Genomic DNA, 17,516 nt, shown 5'->3' on the forward strand with positions numbered 1-17,516 from the left:
GTGTGCGCGGTTCTGGGACAACGACATGCATCAAAACAAAGACTTTAGACAAAAATCTCTCTCGCGGTGCTGGCCCAATCGCTGGAAATCAGCAACCGGATGGTCATTATGAGGAGACTGTTTATAACGGTCGGCGAGATCACCATCACCAAGGGGAGACGATGCGTTACATACGTCCGCTTTCAATCGAAGACGCCGTTGGCCTGCTGGCCGACGCTTCCGGCACATCAGCCATTCTCGCTGGAGGCAGTGACCTCCTCGTTCGGATGAAGGGCGGGTTTGTCGATCCCGACCTGATCGTCGACATCAAGGCGATCGAGGGCTTGAGCGAGATCAGGGAGACGGCCGACGGCTTCAGCATCGGCGCCACCGTCCCCTGCGCCGTCCTGGGCGAGAGCTCGGTTCTGAAGAAGGCCTGGCCCGGTGTCGTCGAAGCGTCGAAGCTGATCGGCTCGAAACAGGTCCAGGGCCGCTGCACCATCGTTGGCAATCTGTGCAACGCATCGCCGGCCGCCGACAGCGTCCCGGCCTTGGTGGCCGCCGCCGCCAAGGCCGTGGTTGCCGGCCCCTCGGGCAAGCGCACCATTCCTGTCGAGGCCGTGCCGATCGGGCCCGGCAAGACCTCGCTCACCAAGGGTGAGATCGTCGAGGCGATCCTGCTCGGCAAGCGGGAGCCGCGTTCGGGCGACGCCTATCTCAGGTTCATTCCGCGCACCGAGATGGACATCGCCGTGGTCAGCGCCGGCGTGAAGCTGTCGCTCGACGAGCATGGCGTCATCACGGCCGCGCGCGTCGCGCTGGGCGCCGCGGCCCCGACCGTGCTTCTGGTGGAAGAAGCAGCCGAGGCTCTCATCGGCAGGAAGCTGGACGAGGCGGCACTTGAGCGGCTCGCCAAGATCTGCGCTGGGGCCTGCCGCCCCATCGACGACAAGCGCGGCACCATCGAGTTCAGACGAAAAGTTGCGGGCGTGCTGGCCGGACGGGCCGCGACGACCGCCTACGCACGCGCAGGAGGCAAATGATGGCCGGTGTAGCAGTTTCAACGACAATCAACGGCGATCACGTCGAATACCTTTGCCAGCCCGACGAGACGTTGCTCGACGTCCTGCGCGATCGGCTCGGGCTGACCGGCGCCAAGGAAGGCTGCGGCACCGGCGACTGCGGCGCCTGCTCGATCATTCTCGACAATCGGCTGGTCTGCTCCTGCCTTGTGCTTGGCGCTGAAGCCGAAGGCCGGCATATCGAAACCGTCGAGGGCATGGCGCATGGCGATCAGTTGCATCCGCTGCAGCAGAAATTCCTCGAGCATGCAGCCTTGCAATGCGGCATCTGCACGCCGGGCTTCCTGATCGCGGCGAAGGACCTTTTGGCCAAGAACCCCGATCCGACCGAGGAAGAAATCCGCTTCGGCCTCGCCGGAAACCTCTGCCGCTGCACCGGCTACGACAAGATCGTGCGCGCGGTCCAGGATGCGGCCAATGTGATGAAGGGAGCGCACGCATGAACTTCGATCCACGCTTTTCGGGCCGCAAATTCTCCTCCGTCGGCACGCGGCCTATCCGTCCCGACGGCGTCGACAAGGTGACGGGACGCGCCCGTTACGGCGCCGACTTCAACATGGCGGGACAGCTGGTCGGGCGTGTCCTGCGCAGCCCGCATGCGCATGCCAGGATCCTCAAGATCGACACTTCGAAAGCGGAAAAGCTGGCCGGCGTGAAAGCGGTGATCACCGCCGCCGACCTGCCCGACCTCACCGATGGCGACGCCGCCATGTATGACGTCCTCGACAATTGCATGGCGCGCGGCAAGGCGCTCTATGACGGCCACGCCGTGGCCGCGGTCGCCGCCGTCGATGCCCGCACGGCCAGGCAGGCGCTGAAGCTCATCGAGGTCGAATACGAGCTGTTGCCGCATGTGACCGATGTCGACGAGGCGATGAAGCACACCGCCCCCTTGATCAACGACACGATCTTCACCGAGGGTCTCGAGGAAAAGCCGGCAAAGCCGTCCAACGTCACCAAGCGCAGCCAGTTTGGCCATGGCGATGTCCATCAGGGCTTTGGCCACGCCGATGTCATTGTCGAGCGCTCCTTCAAGACCGAGCAGACGCATCAGGGCTATATCGAGCCGCATGCCTGCGTGGCGAGCGTCTCGTCGGACGGCACCGCCGACCTCTGGGTCTGCACGCAGGGCCATTTCGTCTACCGCCAGCATTGTGCGCAACTGCTCGGGCTGGAAGCCTCGAAGCTGCGCGTCACCTCCTCGGAGATCGGCGGCGGCTTCGGCGGCAAGACCCATGTCTGGGCCGAGCCGGTGGCGCTGGCGCTGTCGCGCAAGGCCGGTCGGCCGGTCAAGCTCGTCATGACCCGCGACGAGGTGTTCCGCGCCTCGGGTCCGACCAGCGCCACCTCGATCGACGTGAAGATCGGCGCCCGCAAGGACGGCACCATCACTGCCGCCGAAGCGACGCTGCGCTACACCAGCGGTCCCTATGCCGGCACCTGGGCCGAGATCGGCGCCATGACGGCCTTCGCCTGCTACAAGCTCGATAACGTCCAGACCGTCGGCTTCGAAGTGCTGGTCAACCGGCCGAAGACCGCGGCCTATCGCGCGCCCTCCGCGCCGATGGCGGCGTTCGCGGTGGAAAGTGCAGTCGACGAGCTGGCCAAGGAACTCGGCATGGACCCGGTCGAGTTCCGCATCAAGAACGCCGCGCAGGAAGGCACCCGCTCCTCCTACGGTCCGGTCTACGGCCCGATCGGCATCGGCCCGACGCTGGAGGCGGCCAAGCACCATCCGCACATGAAGGCGCCGCTGAGCAAGAACCAGGGCCGCGGCATGGCCTGCGGCTTCTGGTTCAATTTCGGCGGCCAGACCTGCGTGGACCTGAACATCGGCATGGACGGCTCGGTGTCGCTGGCCGTCGGCACGGTGGACGTCGGCGGTTCGCGCGCGTCGCTGTCGCTGGTGGCGGCGGAGGAGCTCGGCATCGACTATGCCCAGCTCAAGGCGGTGGTCGCCGACACCTCCTCGCTCGGCTACAACGACATGACCGACGGCAGCCGCGGCACCTTCTCGTCCTCGATGGCGACCATCTCGGCCGCCCGCAACGCCATCAAGATCCTGCGTGAGCGCGCCGCCCAGACGTGGGACATCCCCGTCGACGACGTGGTCTGGGAAAACGGCCACGCCATCGCCAAGGGCGAGAAGTACGGCAATCTTGCAGCCCTCTCGCTGAAGGAGATCGCCGCCGCGTCCGGCAAGACCGGCGGGCCGATCGCCGGCCACAGCGAGCTCGTCGCCGACGGCGCCGGCGTCTCCTTCGCCACCCATATATGCGACATCGAGGTCGACCCCGATACCGGCTCGACCAGGGTGATCCGCTACACGGTGATCCAGGATGCCGGCAAGGCGGTGCACCCCACCTATGTCGAGGGCCAGTACCAGGGCGGCGCCGCGCAAGGCATCGGCTGGGCGCTCAACGAGGAGTACATCTACGGAAAGGACGGGCGTCTCCAGAACGCCGGCTTCCTCGACTACCGCATCCCGGTCTGCTCGGACCTGCCGATGATCGACACGCAGATCCTCGAGATACCCAATCCCAACCACCCCTATGGCGTGCGCGGCGTCGGCGAAACCTCGATCGTGCCGCCGCTGGCGGCGATCGCCAACGCGGTCTCCAACGCCGCCGGCGTGCGCATGACCCACATCCCGATGTCGCCGCCACGGGTTCTCGCCGCGATCGAGGCGGAACGGGGAGGCTAGGGCAAAAATGAGGTTCTTGCCCTAATGGTCGAAGTCACGCTCTGGGGCGCGCTGGGCCAGCTCGCCGGCGGCCAGAGCAAGATCGAGGTCGAGGCCAAGGACATAAGGGAGCTGTTCAGGAAGCTGGCTGAACAGTATCCCGGCATCGAGCCCTGGATCGAGAAGGGCATTGCGGTGGCGATCGACGGTACGATCTATCGCGATACCTGGTCGAAGGAACTGCCACAGGGAGCGGAGATTTTCCTGCTGCCGCGGTTGGCTGGGGGGTGAAGTGGGGTGTCGCCCTACGTCCCAGAGCGGACCGGCATCCTCGGTCTGCGAACTTCAAGTGCAATGTCGGTCCTCGCCTAGATGCCAGTTTTGCTGACCGCGTCTTATCGGCGGCGGGTTGGCCAACAATCCAGAGAACCTGATTCGCTGGATTACTATCGGCAAGGGACATCAGTCCGCACACGGCTCTGAAGTGACTCGAGCGGGTCACCGTTTGACGGACAACACCGGCCCCTTTCTGGAGAGGCCGGCTATCGTTGATCCAGGATCATCAAGCTAGGTTTGGCGCTGAGACGTATCGGAAATTCGTTCGCGCACGGCATGCTCGGTCTTGTCTGCTGTGGACTTCACGATCTCGCCGAGCTGATCGGCTATCGTGTCTGCTTCCATATCTTGCCGGCCAGCTTCCTGCTTGATGGTCTCATAGGCGTCGGCGGCGACCTGCTTGGCCTCATCGAGGCCCCTGTCGAGCAAAGTTTCGGCGGAATCGCGAAGCTTGTCGCCATAGGCGCCTAGTTGCTCGTCCTCCGTTGCGGTATGGGGCAGCATTGCACCTATGGCGGCGCCGATGGCGAGACCGACGGCCGCTACGGCCAAGGGTTGATCCTCCAACAGATCTTGCGCGGAGCGGCTGGCTTTCGCCGCCATGTCCCCAGCCGTCGAGCTTGCATTGGCAGCGCTTCCCGTCAGACTCGCCGCAGCGGCTCTTGCGGTGCTCGATATGGTGTCGCCGGCGCTGGCAGCGCTCGAGGAGAGCGATTCCGCGGCATCGGAGAGCGTGCCGCCCAAGCCGCCGCGCTCCCCTGCTACATCATGTTGTCCCGGCGCTGAAGGCAATCGGTAGTCATCCGAACGTTGGATGGTGTTTGAGGTACCGCTGCCGAACATCAGCCAGGCCAGACCTGCGCCCACCATGGTGACCGGCAAAGGATTGTCTCGGACCTGCGTTCTGAGATTGCTGAGCATGGCCGCGCTCTCCCCTCCCGAGAACAGCCCGGTGAACTCATCCAGCAATTGTCCAGGCGTCATCTTGCCTCGAATGGATTCGGCGGTCTCCATCACCCGAGCGCGAGCCGCCTCGGCCTCGCGTTCAAGTTCGGCTGCGGATTTCTCGTTCATCTCACCTGTTCCTTAATCGCGCTCGCGTCGCGCTTGAGCTGTCCCTGGGTCCGGTCGGGGGTAAGTTCCGAAGGCGCCATGCTGGCCGTCCCGGTCCGCAGCAGGATGACGCCGAGGACCGCCACGACCACACCGACCAGCAGGGAAGACCACCCCGCGCCAAGCCCTGCCCGCGTCAGTGCGATAATGAGCGCCTGCAGCAACACCAAGAGCGCGGCGAGCAGGCAAATCGCGCCGCCCAGCACTTCCGCAGCACCTGCTCCGGCTTTGGTAAGCTTTTCAGAGAGCTCGGCCCGAAACAGCCTCGCCTCGGTTTGCACCAGAGTGGTGACATTCTGGGCCAAATCGGTGACTAGCCCGGCAAGGCTGGGATTGTCCTGGTTATTCATCTGTCCTGCTCCGCGATCTGCGTGGCGCCATCATCGCCGACCACGCCAAAATCTTGTGGACGATCAGCGGACCAACCCTGTGGCTGATCGGTGTGTGATCTGAGGCCTCCCGGAGCGGCCTCAGAATCGGGCCTTGCCGACGGAGAAGCCTTGATGAACCGCCCGAGAGCCAATCCGGCCAACACCGATCCCGCAAGCAGGACACCGGGATTTTGCCGGCCGAAGGACTGCACGTCATCAAGGACTTGGCTAAAGGGCTTCTGTTTCAAGGACGATGAAAGCCGCTCAAGGCCACTGGCAGCATCCAAAGCGAATTTCGATGCGTTCCTTTCATCGTTGCTGGCAAGGTGATCGCTGGCCGCTCGCAGTGCACCACCCAACGCCGCCAAGCTCGATCCGATGTCGCGCTGCGCCTCCTCCGCCTTGTCGGAGATGACCTGCGTGGCTTCAGATGCATAGTCGCCAGCCTTACGGGTCACCTCGTCCCGCGCGTCGTGAAGCAACTCGCTGGCACGCTCATTTTCCTGGCGAAGTCTGTCGGAGACGTCGCTTTTCGCCTTGTCGAAATCGGTGGGCTGTCCGCCCTGATCGTTCTCATGCTGCATGAGGCCACCTAGTGAAAACCGAGGAAGGAGAGGACCGCGAGCACGACAACGATAAGGCCGATAAGATAGATGACACTGTTCATGTGCACGTCCTCCGTAGCTTTCCAACTTCGACGAACCTGCGATGTTCCGTAAGTGAGAGCATTTATCTCAGCCGAAACGAAGAGCTTCGTCAGGCACGCACCCAGTCACCAGTGAGTTGCCCTGTCCCTCGTGCGGAGCGCCAGTTGCTCCGTACGAACGGGTGCGCCCGACCCTGCGGGAACGAGTGCCGGCTGCCTCCTCTATTGCAATCTTTGCCTATTCGGCGACCCCGCCTCGGCGTACCGGCGACCAAGGAGAACTCTCCCTTGCCATCAATTGATGGTCCATCGCTCCAACGGCCCCGCGCTGGTTCGGCACCTTCGACGAAGCAATGATGAAGGCATAGGATACGGCTTGAGGCGCAAAGCGGCCTGTCATGCATGCCTCAGCTAGGCTACTGGCGAACGCGTCTCCAAGGCCAAGTCTCTACTTTGCAGAACGCCTCCCTACGCCCCCAGCGTCGGCTCCGTGTTCACCTCCAGCGCCTCTTCCGCTTCATCCTCTTCACCCAGCACCTCGCCATGAACCCCCAGCGGCCGCCCGATCCAGATCGGATCGACGAGATGGTCGCGCTTGGGGTTGGTGGTGTTGGGGTGGATGAGGATGCTGAGGCCGCCGTGGTTCAGCATCAGCCAGGGGACCAGCGTGGCGAAGATCTCGGTGGCGAAGGAGACCTGGTACATGGCCTGTTCGTGCGGGCCGACCGGCTCGTCGCGCCAGTTGCCCAGGCGCACGCGGAAGCGTTCGCCGATGCGCAGGCGCAGCCATTCGGCGTGCTGCCGCTCGGCTTGCCCGTCATAGTAGATGTGGGCGTGATAGCTGGCGATCTCGGCGAGAGGCCTTGGCGGGCTGGCGGTGTTCACCTTGATGGCTCCCTCGGTGATTGTGGTGCGGGCAGCGTATACGCAAGCGGGCGGGGTGGCCAAGGGGGACCCAGCGTGTGCTCGTCATCTCGATTTCGGGCCAATCGCATATGGAGCTCCCCCACTCCGTCTCGGCTTCGCCCAGCCACCTCTACCCCCACATTCGTGGGGGAGAGGAAATGCTAATCGCCGAGGTCGCTGCCTTGAAAAGCTTGGCATTTCCTCTCCCCCATGGACATGTGGGAGAGGTGGCCGCGAAGCGGACGGAGTGGGGGCGGGCGCCGCCGTATGCCTATTGCCAGCACTTCATCGGGCGAGGACCCGCTGATCTCAGAGGTCTCTTGCCCCAATCAAACCCTGCCCATCAGCACCAGGATCAGCAGCACCACCAGCACAGCGCCGACTATTCCGGACGGCCCATAACCCCAGGAGCGCGAGTGTGGCCAGGCCGGGACGGCGCCGATCAGGATCAGGATCAAGACAATGATGAGGATGGTGCTGACGGTCATTAAGAGTCCCTCGCCTTGCTGGTCGGATATGAGGGGACAATGCAAAAGGCCGCCCGGTTGTTCCGGACGGCCTTTTGTCCGACTGGTTGAATGCAGCTATTCCGCGGCTTTCGGGAAGGCGATTGCCGGTTCATCGAGCGGGCTCGGCCCCACAGGCGCATCGGGCTTCTTGTCGCGGCCGAACAGCCGGCGGAAGAAGGCATAGAAGCGGCTGTTCTTGCTGCGCGTGAAGATCATCAGCATGGACGGCGTCACCACCAGCGTCAGCAGCGTGGCAAAGGACAGGCCGAAGACGATGGCCGAGGACAACGAAATCCACCATTGCGTCGACGGCGCGTTGATCGTCGTCTCGTGATGGAAGATTTCGAGGCCGAGACCAAAGGCGATCGGCAGAACGCCAAGGATGGCCGAGACCGCCGTCAGAACCACCGGGCGGGCGCGCTCGCGGCAGGTCTGCAGCACCGCTTCCATCTTGTCCCAGCCTTCTTCGCGCAGCCGGTCATAGGTGTCGATGAGCACGATGTTGTTGTTCACCACCACACCGGCCAGCGCGATGACGCCGATGCCCGACATGACGATGCCGAAGGCTTCGCCTGTCAGCAGCAGCCCCAGGAACACGCCGATCGTCGCCATGACCACGCAGGACAGCACCAGCAGCACGCTGGTGAACTTGTTGAACTGCATTAGCAGCACCAGGAAGATCAGGAAGATCGCGGCGCCGAAGGCTTTGCCGAGGAAGGCGCTGGCTTCGGCGCTGTCCTCGTTCGACCCCGCCAGCTTCCAGCGTATGCCGTTGTCGAGCTTCATGTCGGTGACCGCCTTGGTCACCTCCGCCTGCACCGCCGCGACCTGCGTGCCGGCGGCGACGTTGGCCTGGACGACCACGGTGCGGGCGCCATCGATGCGGTTGAGGATGCCGACGGTCGGCTCCGGCTTGCGCACGACGAAGTTGGAGATCGGCACCGAGCCTTGCGCGGTCTGCACCCGGAGCTCGTCGAGCGTCGACAGCGTGCGCCGGTCTTCAGGCAGCCGCAGCCTGATGTCGACGGCGTCGTCGGCGCCGGCGGGCCTATATTCCGAGAGCTTCAAGCCATTGGTCACCAATTGCACCACGGTGCCGACCGCGGTCGGGCTGATGCCGTACTGCGCCGCCTTGGCGCGGTCGACCTCGAGCGCCCAGTCGACGCCGGGCGGCGGCAGGCCGTCGGAAACGTCGATGACGCCGGGCACCTTGGCGATGCGCGCCGCGACCGCACGGGCCTGGTCGTCAAGCCCTTTTGGATCGATGGCCGAAAGCCGGAGCTGGACCGCCTTGCCCGTGGGAGGACCGGCCTCCGGCACGCGCACCTCGACATCGACGCCGGGAATGCCGGCCATGACAGTGCGCAGCTCGTCCAGGATATGGTTCGCCGATTTGCGCTCGCGCCAGTCGATGAACTCATACTGGATGACGCCGACGACGTCCTCCGGCACATCCTGGCCGCCGCCTTGCGTCTTGCCGACGCGGGTGTAAACCGATTTCACGCCGGGCCAGCCGAGCAGCCGGTTTTCGGCGATCCTGGTTGCCGTATCCATTTCGGCCAGCGAGAGATTGCCGCGGGCATGCACATAGAGCAGGCCGTAATCGGGCTCGACGCTGGGGAAGAACTCGACGCCGGCGCCATATTTCGAATAGGCGAAGCCGACGCCGGTGAGCAGCACGGCGGTGAGCACCAGCACGGTGATGGGGAAGCGCACCGCCTGCTTGACCAGCGCCATGTACCAGCCGTCGCGATTTTGTTCCTCGTGATGCTCCGGCGCCTTGGCGAAAAGCGCGCCCAGCGTCGGCGCGAACACCAGCGCATAAAGCATGGAGGCCGACAGCGTGACGATCAGCGTGATCGGCATGTATTTCATGAAGTCGCCGATGATGCCGGGCCAGAACAGCAGCGGCGAAAACGCCGCGATGCGCGTCATCGTCGCGGCGATGACCGGGCCGGCCATGCGCTTGGCGGCCAGCGTGAAGGCTTCCGCCTTCGGCATGCCTTCGCCCATGCGCCTTTCGGCGAATTCGGTGACGATGATGGCGTCGTCGACCAGCATGCCGACCGCCAGGATAAGGCTGAACAGCACGATCATGTTGATCGTGTAGCCCATCATCGCAAGCAGCAGGATGCCGATGAGGAAGGATGACGGAATGGCAAGCCCGATCAGCAGCGAGGCGCGTCCCGACAGTGCATAGAGGATGACGATGAACACCAGGATGACGGCGATCATCACGTGGTTCTGCAGGTCGCCCAGCAGCTGGTTGACGAAGACCGACTTGTCCTGCGTGTAGGTGATGTTCATGCCTTCCGGCATGGTCTTGACGTAGGCGTCGGACACTTCCCGCACCTTGGCCAGCGTGTCGATCAGATTGGCGCCGATGCGCTTCTTGACTTCGATGGCGATGGCCGGCTTGCCGTTGAGGCGGGTGATGGTCTCGGCGTCGGCGAAGGTCGAACGCACCGTGGCGATGTCCTTCGCCTGCACGACGGCATTGGGTCCGGCAACCACCGGCAAGGACGCGACATCCTCGGGTGTCTCGATCAGCGACGGCACCTTGACCGCGTATTTGCCTTCCGAACCCTCGATATTGCCGGCGGCGACCAGGCTGTTGGAAGCGCCGACCGCGCCGATCAACTGGTCGAGCTGCAGGCCGTAGGACGACAGCTTCATCGGGTCGATGACGACTTCGACAAGATCGTCGCGCGCGCCTTGTATGGTGCCCTCAAGAACGCCTGGTACTTCCTCGATGCGGTCGCGCAGTTCGCGCGCCGCCGCCGTAAGCACACGCTCGGGCACATCGCCGGACAGCGTGACGACCAGGACGGGAAACTCGGAAATGTTGACCTCGGTAACAACTGGTTCTTCTGCCGCTTGGGGAAGGTCAGCCTTCGCGTCCTGAACCTTCGAGCGTGTATCAGTCACCGCGGTGTCGACTTTTATAGACGGCAGAAACTCAAGAAAGACAAAGGCACCGCCCTGATAGGCGGATGATTTCATCTCCTTTAACCCCTTAAGACTCTTAAGCTTTGCCTCCAGCGGCCTAAGCAGAAGTCTTTCAGCGTCTTCGGGCGCGATGCCTTGATAGGCGACATTTATATAAACATAAGGAGTAGGAACGTCGGGTTCCGCTTCCTTCGGCGTCGACTGATAGGCGACCCAGCCCGCCAGCAGCAGGAACACCAGCACCGCAATGGTCAGCCGGGCATTGTTGATCGCGAGTTTGACGATATCCATGGCCTGTTCTCAAGATTTCAGGAGCCGCATTGCCGCCGGTTGTCCCCGCCCCGGCTGTCCCCGGCCGGGGCCGCTCCGGCGCTACTGCGTTGTCGCTTCGCCCAACAGTTTCTGGATGGTCGCCTGGTCGGCCTCGACCGGCTTGACGACATCGCCTTCCTTGACGAGCTCCTGGCCGGCGACGATGACGCGGGCATCGGCTGGAATGCCGCCAAGCACCAGGCCCTTCGGCGAGTCGTCAACGAGGTCGATCGGGAAGAACACCACCTTGTTGTCCTTGTCGACGGCGCGGATGCCAAGGTCGCCCTTGTCGCCCAGCGTCACCACGGAGCGCGGCAACATGACGGCATCGGTCGGCTGCGCGCTGAGCGAAATCTCGGCCGTCATGCCCGCCGGCACGGAGCCATCGGCATTGGGCACGGCAATCTCGACGCGGAAGGTCCGGGTGGCCGACGAGGCGTCGCGGCTGATGTAGCGCACCGTGCCTTCGACGGTCTGGCCGCTGACCAGCCGCACAGCAGCCTTGTCGCCGAGCTTGAGATAGCCGAGGTCGCGTTCGCTGACTTCGCCGCGCGCAATCACCGGATCGAGCTTGAGGATGGTTGCCACCTCGCCGCCCTGCATGATGGAACTGCCGAGCTCCACCGGCACCCGGTCGATGACGCCGTCGAAGGGCGCCTTGACCAGATTGCGCTCGAGTTCGGCCTGCGCCGTTTCCAGCTGCGACTGCGCAGCGGTCAGGTTCGAACGCGCCGTGTCGAGCTGCAGCTTGGGCAGATTGCCGGTCTTCATGAGCCGCAGCGATGCGTCGAGTTCAGCCTGGCGCTGCACGACGAGCTGCCTGGCATTGTCGACCATCGAGATCTTTTCTTCGGCCGCCAGCATCAGCACCAGGTCGCCGGTCTTGACGTGATCGCCCTGCTTGACCGGCAGCTTTTCGATGACGCCGGCGACGCGCGTCGCCAGCACGGCGCGCTTGTCGGCCTCGGTCAGCCCGGAAATGCGGATGGCGCGGGCATAGGTCTTGCGCGGCGGCGTCACCACAGCGACGGTGCGCAGCGGCGCCTTCGGTTCGGCCTCGGCGGTCTTGGTTGCATCCGGTGCCTTGGCCTGATCGCCCGGCTTGGCCTGATCGCCTGCCTTGCCAGCACCTTCGACAGCGGCGCTGCCGACGGACGAGAACGCGCCTGTTCCCATCCAGGCGGCGAAGCCGATGAGCACGACAATAGCGGCAAGCTTGTGAAACCTGATCTTCGGCATCATTGTTTTTCCACTGCGGGGTTCGGCCAAGTCGTTATCCAACAGGGTGTCCGTCGTCTAACAGCTACCGTGTCTTCCAACTCGGGCGCGTCGCCGATATGGGTGCGCGCCAGGCCGTGTTCAATTTGCCGTGAACGGCGAAGCCGCGCTTCTACATCAAAGTTGCATCGCAATACAGTCGAAAAGTTGCAGGAACATTGTGCCAGGCGATGTAGTGTGGCCAATGGGAAACGGTTTTGTCAGCGCCCCGTCAGGCGACAGAACCACAGTCTCGGAACCATACGGGTGTTGGAGGCGCTTTGTTTTCAAGGCGTTTTGAGCACTGACATTCTCCTGTGCCTGCACTAGTTTTTGACGCTCAAATGTGGGCGCGACCTGCGTAGCCACTCAGTGAATGGCAGCAGGCGTCAGTATGATTTTGTATACCGTCACACGCAACGGTTGTTCCGGGACGGAAAGTCATCGGCGCTACTCCGATTTGCCGAACACTTCGCTGATCGTCTTGATCGATCCGGGCGGACTCAGGCCCGCCGGCGTTCCGCCTCCGGCTTCTTGCGGGCGGCGAGGAATTCCTTCACCCGCCGTCCCGGTGCCGGCCCGCGCACCGGTTTGAAGCCGTCATCGAGTTCGCCGGAAAGATCGAGCGTCGGCCGCTTGCCGACGGCGTCGTAATTCTCCTCCAGCCAGTCGCTCGCCGCTATGCGGCCAAGGTCGCGCAAATAGGTCAAAAAAGCCCATTCGGCGTTGACCTTGGACGACGCCGACAGATCCTTGAACGCCTCGTCGGCATCGATGCGGTGCATGCGGATGTCGCGGTATTCGCCAGGCGGCAGCCGGCCGGCGCGATCAGCTCCTTGACGAAGGCGATCGAGCGGAATTCGTTCAGCAGCCCGGCATTGAAGGTGATCTCGTCGATGCGGTTCTGGATTTCGTTGGCGCTTTTCGGCGTGCCCTCGCGCACCACCGGATTGATCTGCACCAAAAGCACATCCTCCGTCGCCGCCGTCTTGAAGAACGGAAACAGCGCCGGATTGCCGCCATAGCCGCCATCCCAATAGGGCACGCCCTTGATCTCGACGGCGCGGAACAATTGCGGCAGGCAGGCCGAGGCCATCACCGTGTCGAGGTCGATCTCGCCGTCGGAAAAGACGCGCAGCTGGCCGGTCTCGACATTGGTCGCCGAAATGAACAGCTCCATCGACTTGCAGGCGTGAACATTTTTGAAATCGATCTCCTGCTCGACCACGTCGCGCAGCGGGTTCAAGCCCAGCGGATTGGCGACATAGGGCGAAAACACTCGCGACATGGTGTCGAAGAAGAAATAGCCGGGCGTGTTCTCGATCGACCAGTTTCCCCAGGCGACGTCCCACGGCATGCGCTGCACCGGGCTGAAGCGGCCCTTGGCCGCCACCGCGCGCCAGAAATCGTCGAGCTTTTGCCGTGCACCCTCGACGCCGCCGCGCACAAAACCATCGGCCAGCGCCACCGCATTCATGGCGCCGGCGCTGGTGCCGGACACGGCTGAAATGTCGAGCCTGCCATCCTCCAGCAGCCGGTCGAGTACACCCCAGGAGAAAGCCCCGTGCGAGCCGCCGCCCTGCAGCGCGATGTTGATCTTCTTCGTTTCCTCCGCCTTGCCGTTTTTGGTCATGGCGTTCCTGTTCGGTTTGGTCGCTGCTGCCTCATTCCGCCCGGAAATCGGGCGGGTTCGACGGCAGCGGACTTATATTGCAGTGCAGCATATAAGGGATGACCAAGGCAAGAACACGAACACGGTCGCGTGATCACATGAAATTTTGGTCATGGGGAATGGTCCTCCACGCCCAGGTCTTCGCCCTACGAATACCCCCACCCTTGATCCCTCCCCACAAGGGGGAGGGAGACTTGGTAGACGCTGATCTCAGCAAACCACCGACGTTTCGGCGGCGCGCGCCAGCTGCCCTCCCCTTGTGGGGGTCCGAAGGACGGGCGAGATTCGTGGCTCGCCCCGGCAAGCTAGGGTGGGGTCCTCTTCGCAACAATCTGAACTTGGAACCTCAGGCCACGAGGTCCGGCACCGGCCCGACATAGCGCGACTGTGGACGGATCAGCCGCCCCGTCGTCTGCTGTTCGCGCGCATGCGCGATCCAGCCGGCGACACGTCCGGCGGCAAAGACATTGCTGAACGCCTGTGGCGGAAAGCCAGCCGCCTCAAGCACAAGCGCTGTGTAAAACTCGACATTGGTCTGCAGCGAGCGCTGCGGCTTGGCGATCCGCAGCACTTCGAGCGCCGTGTGCTCGACCTTCTCGGCGAAGGCCAGGCGGCGGCCGGCTTCGCCCTCGCTGCCGAGCTGCCGCACGACGGCTTTCAGTACATCGGCGCGCGGATCGCGCACGCGGTAGATACGATGGCCGAAACCCATGATGCGCTCGCCATGCGCGACCTTCTCGCGCAGCCAACCGGCCGCGTCGCCATGCGCCTGGATTGCATCGAGCATCTCGATCACCGGGCCGGGCGCGCCGCCGTGCAGCGGCCCCTTGAGCGCGCCGAGCCCAGCCAGCACCGACGATGTCAGCCCGGCCAGCGTCGATGCGACGACGCGGGTGGCGAAGGTCGAGGCGTTGAGGCCGTGATCGCAGACGGTCACCAGATAGGTGTCGAGTGCCCTTGCCAGCGCCGGCGACGGGACGGATCCCTCGAGCATCCTCAGCATGTCGGCGGCATGATCGGCCTTCGCGTCAGGTGCGATCGGCTGCTCGCCACGCGCCAGGCGCAGCAGAGCCGGCGTCAGCACGGCGGGCGCCGCGATCAGCCGCAAGGCGTCCGTCGGTGTCTCGCCATCCGGCAGCAGCGCCATGCCGGCGCGCATGGCGCCATAGATCTCAATCGGTGCGAGCAGCGGCAGCGAGGGTGCAAGCCGCTCGAACAGCTCGACGCGAGCCTTGCCCAGCCTCGCTGCCAGTTCGGCATCGCCGGGAAGGCCGTCGAAGAAGCCGTCGAGCAACAGGCGAACCACTTGCGCATAGCGCCAGCGTCCCGCCAATTCCGGCAGCGAATGACCGCGGATCGTCAGGCGGCCGCCAAGGCCATCGACATCGGAGAGCACGGTCTCCGCCGCCACCACATCGTCGAGCCCGTTCGCCATATCTCATCTCCTTGCAGCTTTTCTGCATGGGAGATAAGGGTTGGGCTGCGCCTCGATCAATCTTGATCAATATAATCAATGTATGGGCTAAAAATGTCCGAATGGCTGTCGCGGGAAGAGGCGCTGGAAAGGCTCAAGGTGCGGCCGCAGACGCTTTACGCCTATGTCAGCCGTGGCCGCATCGGCATGCGGCCGGATGAGAGCGACCCGCGCCGCAGCCAGTACCGCGCCGACGACATCGCGGCATTGGCGACCCGCCGGGCGCGGGGCCGCAGTCCCTCGGCCATCGCCGAGAGTGCGATCGCCTGGGGCGAACCCTCGATTGTCACCGCGATTTCGACTGTGCTGCACGGTCGACTGATCTATCGAGGGCAAGACGCCGTTGCGCTCTCCAAAGCGGCGACGCTGGAGGAAACCGCTGCTGTGCTCTGGGCCTCGCCTGAACCGGTGGCTTTCAAAGCTCCGTCATCTGAAGCGCCTCATCCAGTCGGCCGCGCCTCGGCCTTTGCGCAGCTTGCCATGCTTGCAGGCCACGGGCGGCCTTCGCTAGGACGCAGCGCCGCCTCGCTGTGCACCGAGGCCGCGCGCACAGTCGGAGCGCTGGCGCAGTCGCTGGGCGCTGAAGCCGGCACAGCGCCCGTCCATAAGCGCCTGGCGCAGGGCTGGTCGGTGGATGATGCCGGCGCGGAAGCGATCCGCTGCGCCCTCGTCCTGCTCGCCGATCATGAACTCAACGCATCGACCTTCGCCGCCCGCGTCGCAGCGTCCACAGGCGCCTCGCCTGCCGCATGCCTGCTGGCCGGCCTGGCAACGCTGTCCGGCCCGCGCCACGGTGGTGCCGGCGAAGCGGTGATGCAACTGGCTGAAGATGCAGCAGCCCACGGCGCGGATGCGGCGATCCGGCGCTGGCTCGGCCATGATCGGCCCTTGCCGGCGTTCGGCCATCCGCTCTATCCCGACGGCGATCCCCGTGCCACCGCACTTCTGGAAGTCATCCCTGTCGACGAGACGCTGCAACAGCTGCAAAAAGCCGCCATGGCGGCGGTCGGTGCCCAGCCCAACATCGACTTCGCCCTGGCCACACTAACGCGCGGCCTTGGCTTGCCGCGCGATGCACCGTTCCAGCTGTTTGCGCTCGGACGCAGTGTCGGCTGGGCCGCGCATATGGTCGAACAGATCATTAGCGGCAGCATCATCAGGCCGCGTGGCCGCTATGAGGGGCGCGTGACTTAAGCCGACCTGGCCGTGTTCCCGAACCGCGCACGGTACGCGACGGGCGTCGTGGCGAACTGCTGACGAAAATGATGCCGCAGCGTGCCTGCCGCGCCAAAGCCGGCGGTCTCGGCAATCCGTTCGATCGGCATGGCGGTGTCTTCCAGCAGCGTGCGCGCCCGCGAAAGCCGTTCCGACAGCAGCCAGCGCGCCGGCGTGACGCCGGTCGCGGCCGCGAACCGGCGCAGGAACGTCCGCTCGCTCATCCCGGCAAGCTCGGCCAAGATGGCGACGGGATAGTCGGCAGAAATATCGGCGCGCATCCTGTCGATCAACGGTCCAAGCCGGCTGCGCTCATGTGGCTCGGGTACGGAACTCTCGACATACTGCGCCTGGCCGCCGTCGCGATGCGGCGGCACCACCAGGCGACGCGCCACCATGTTTGCCGCCTTGGTGCCAAAGTCGCGCCGGACCAGATGCAGGCAGAGGTCGATGCCCGCGGCACTGCCTGCCGATGTCAGCACATTGGCCTCATCGATGTACAAAACGTCCGGAATCACGGTGATGTCGGGGTACATCTCCGTCAGCTTCTCGCTGTAGCGCCAATGCGTGGTCGCTCTTTTGCCCGCAAGCAGGCCGGCGGCGGCAAGCACGAACACGCCCGAACAGATCGAAAGAATGCGAGAGCCGCGCTCGTGTGCCTTTCGAAGCGCCTCGATCAGCGCCGGCGGCACCGGAGCCTCCGACCCGCGCCATCCCGGCACGATCACCGTGCCGGCCTGGCCGATCAGATCGATCCCGCCGTCGGCAACAATACGCACGCCGCCCAGCGCGCGCATTTCACCGCCATCGATCCCGGCAACGGCAAAACGGTACCAATCCTCACCCATTTCCGGCCGGGGCAAGGCGAAGATCTCAACCGCCACGCCAAACTCGAACGTGCACAGCCCGTCATAGGCAACGGCAACGACAAGAGGGTTGGCAGGGCGCGGATTGGCAGAGGATGGCATGATCTTGACGATATATGGCAAAGCTGCCAGCTGCAATCGCCCTG

The 17,516-nt window shown here is 64.2% G+C and carries 14 protein-coding genes and 1 pseudogene; 5 read left to right on the top strand and 10 right to left on the bottom strand.

Features of this window, described 5'->3' with window-relative positions:
* Positions 1-161 precede the first annotated feature (161 nt).
* The 4 genes from NKJ64_RS06820 to NKJ64_RS06835 are packed head-to-tail and all read left to right on the top strand — an operon-like array spanning position 162 to position 4,035.
* Positions 162-1,022: an FAD binding domain-containing protein gene (locus NKJ64_RS06820; protein WP_023816392.1), complete on the top strand. Its 861-nt coding sequence runs from the start codon at positions 162-164 to the stop codon at positions 1,020-1,022.
* Entirely contained in the window at positions 1,022-1,504 is a 483-nt protein-coding gene (locus NKJ64_RS06825) for a (2Fe-2S)-binding protein (RefSeq protein ID WP_023684040.1), read from the top strand. The genes NKJ64_RS06820 and NKJ64_RS06825 overlap by 1 nt, the downstream gene beginning before the upstream one ends.
* Positions 1,501-3,765 (top strand): xanthine dehydrogenase family protein molybdopterin-binding subunit, encoded by a 2,265-nt coding sequence (locus NKJ64_RS06830; RefSeq protein ID WP_023690045.1) that lies wholly within the window; start codon positions 1,501-1,503, stop codon positions 3,763-3,765. The genes NKJ64_RS06825 and NKJ64_RS06830 overlap by 4 nt, the downstream gene beginning before the upstream one ends.
* A 24-nt stretch (positions 3,766-3,789) precedes the next feature.
* Positions 3,790-4,035 carry a MoaD/ThiS family protein gene (locus NKJ64_RS06835; protein ID WP_023690044.1) on the top strand — a complete coding sequence of 82 codons (246 nt, stop codon included), beginning with the start codon at positions 3,790-3,792 and terminating at the stop codon, positions 4,033-4,035.
* 276 nt (positions 4,036-4,311) lie between these two features.
* On the opposite strand, the gene NKJ64_RS06840 is transcribed toward NKJ64_RS06835, so the two are convergent.
* The 9 genes and pseudogenes from NKJ64_RS06840 to NKJ64_RS06880 all read right to left on the bottom strand — a co-directional run bounded on the left by NKJ64_RS06840 (position 4,312) and on the right by NKJ64_RS06880 (position 15,250).
* A complete protein-coding gene (locus NKJ64_RS06840; RefSeq protein WP_352462207.1) occupies positions 4,312-5,154 on the bottom strand; it encodes a hypothetical protein in 843 nt (280 codons plus the stop codon).
* The gene (locus tag NKJ64_RS06845; protein WP_023693628.1) at positions 5,151-5,543 is read right to left on the bottom strand and encodes a phage holin family protein; all 393 of its coding nucleotides are present in this window, start codon (positions 5,541-5,543) and stop codon (positions 5,151-5,153) included. Before NKJ64_RS06845 ends, NKJ64_RS06840 begins: the two co-directional genes overlap by 4 nt.
* Positions 5,540-6,148 (bottom strand): hypothetical protein, encoded by a 609-nt coding sequence (locus tag NKJ64_RS06850; RefSeq protein ID WP_023822303.1) that lies wholly within the window; start codon positions 6,146-6,148, stop codon positions 5,540-5,542. The genes NKJ64_RS06845 and NKJ64_RS06850 overlap by 4 nt, the downstream gene beginning before the upstream one ends.
* Positions 6,149-6,678: 530 nt before the next feature.
* Positions 6,679-7,095 carry a DOPA 4,5-dioxygenase family protein gene (locus tag NKJ64_RS06855; protein ID WP_023712827.1) on the bottom strand — a complete coding sequence of 139 codons (417 nt, stop codon included), beginning with the start codon at positions 7,093-7,095 and terminating at the stop codon, positions 6,679-6,681.
* A gap of 350 nt (positions 7,096-7,445) precedes the next feature.
* Complete coding sequence (locus NKJ64_RS06860; protein ID WP_023707271.1) at positions 7,446-7,604, bottom strand: DUF3309 family protein; 159 nt, start codon at positions 7,602-7,604, stop codon at positions 7,446-7,448.
* Positions 7,605-7,700: 96 nt separating this feature from the next.
* On the bottom strand, positions 7,701-10,865 hold the full coding sequence (locus NKJ64_RS06865) for an efflux RND transporter permease subunit (RefSeq protein ID WP_352462209.1): 3,165 nt from the start codon (positions 10,863-10,865) through the stop codon (positions 7,701-7,703).
* An 81-nt stretch (positions 10,866-10,946) separates the two neighbouring features.
* Positions 10,947-12,125 carry an efflux RND transporter periplasmic adaptor subunit gene (locus tag NKJ64_RS06870; protein ID WP_352462290.1) on the bottom strand — a complete coding sequence of 393 codons (1,179 nt, stop codon included), beginning with the start codon at positions 12,123-12,125 and terminating at the stop codon, positions 10,947-10,949.
* A 521-nt stretch (positions 12,126-12,646) separates the two neighbouring features.
* Positions 12,647-13,776, bottom strand: a pseudogene (locus NKJ64_RS06875) (patatin-like phospholipase family protein).
* A gap of 385 nt (positions 13,777-14,161) precedes the next feature.
* Positions 14,162-15,250, bottom strand: coding sequence for a citrate synthase/methylcitrate synthase (locus tag NKJ64_RS06880; RefSeq protein ID WP_352462210.1), 1,089 nt, complete (start codon positions 15,248-15,250; stop codon positions 14,162-14,164).
* Between the two features lie 93 nt (positions 15,251-15,343).
* On the opposite strand from NKJ64_RS06880, the gene NKJ64_RS06885 reads away from it, so the two are divergent.
* A complete protein-coding gene (locus NKJ64_RS06885; RefSeq protein WP_352462211.1) occupies positions 15,344-16,483 on the top strand; it encodes a citrate/2-methylcitrate synthase in 1,140 nt (379 codons plus the stop codon).
* On the opposite strand, the gene ftrA is transcribed toward NKJ64_RS06885, so the two are convergent.
* Complete coding sequence (gene ftrA, locus NKJ64_RS06890) at positions 16,480-17,472, bottom strand: transcriptional regulator FtrA (RefSeq protein ID WP_502902859.1); 993 nt, start codon at positions 17,470-17,472, stop codon at positions 16,480-16,482. The genes NKJ64_RS06885 and ftrA overlap by 4 nt on opposite strands.
* Positions 17,473-17,516: the final 44 nt, after the last annotated feature.

It is taken from the genome of Mesorhizobium sp. M0062, from assembly GCF_040323125.1.
Classification (GTDB): Bacteria; Pseudomonadota; Alphaproteobacteria; order Rhizobiales; family Rhizobiaceae; genus Mesorhizobium.

Bases quoted from the DNA above. Each gene is read 5' to 3' on its own strand.
- NKJ64_RS06820 (WP_023816392.1), top strand. From the start codon at position 162: ATGCGTTACATACGTCCGCTTTCAATCGAAGACGCCGTTGGCCTGCTG.
- NKJ64_RS06825 (WP_023684040.1), top strand. From the start codon at position 1,022: ATGGCCGGTGTAGCAGTTTCAACGACAATCAACGGCGATCACGTCGAA.
- NKJ64_RS06830 (WP_023690045.1), top strand. From the start codon at position 1,501: ATGAACTTCGATCCACGCTTTTCGGGCCGCAAATTCTCCTCCGTCGGC.
- NKJ64_RS06835 (WP_023690044.1), top strand. From the start codon at position 3,790: ATGGTCGAAGTCACGCTCTGGGGCGCGCTGGGCCAGCTCGCCGGCGGC.
- NKJ64_RS06840 (WP_352462207.1), bottom strand. From the start codon at position 5,154: ATGAACGAGAAATCCGCAGCCGAACTTGAACGCGAGGCCGAGGCGGCT.
- NKJ64_RS06845 (WP_023693628.1), bottom strand. From the start codon at position 5,543: ATGAATAACCAGGACAATCCCAGCCTTGCCGGGCTAGTCACCGATTTG.
- NKJ64_RS06850 (WP_023822303.1), bottom strand. From the start codon at position 6,148: ATGCAGCATGAGAACGATCAGGGCGGACAGCCCACCGATTTCGACAAG.
- NKJ64_RS06860 (WP_023707271.1), bottom strand. From the start codon at position 7,604: ATGACCGTCAGCACCATCCTCATCATTGTCTTGATCCTGATCCTGATC.
- NKJ64_RS06865 (WP_352462209.1), bottom strand. From the start codon at position 10,865: ATGGATATCGTCAAACTCGCGATCAACAATGCCCGGCTGACCATTGCG.
- NKJ64_RS06870 (WP_352462290.1), bottom strand. From the start codon at position 12,125: ATGCCGAAGATCAGGTTTCACAAGCTTGCCGCTATTGTCGTGCTCATC.
- NKJ64_RS06880 (WP_352462210.1), bottom strand. From the start codon at position 15,250: ATGGCGAACGGGCTCGACGATGTGGTGGCGGCGGAGACCGTGCTCTCC.
- NKJ64_RS06885 (WP_352462211.1), top strand. From the start codon at position 15,344: ATGTCCGAATGGCTGTCGCGGGAAGAGGCGCTGGAAAGGCTCAAGGTG.
- ftrA (WP_502902859.1), bottom strand. From the start codon at position 17,472: ATGCCATCCTCTGCCAATCCGCGCCCTGCCAACCCTCTTGTCGTTGCC.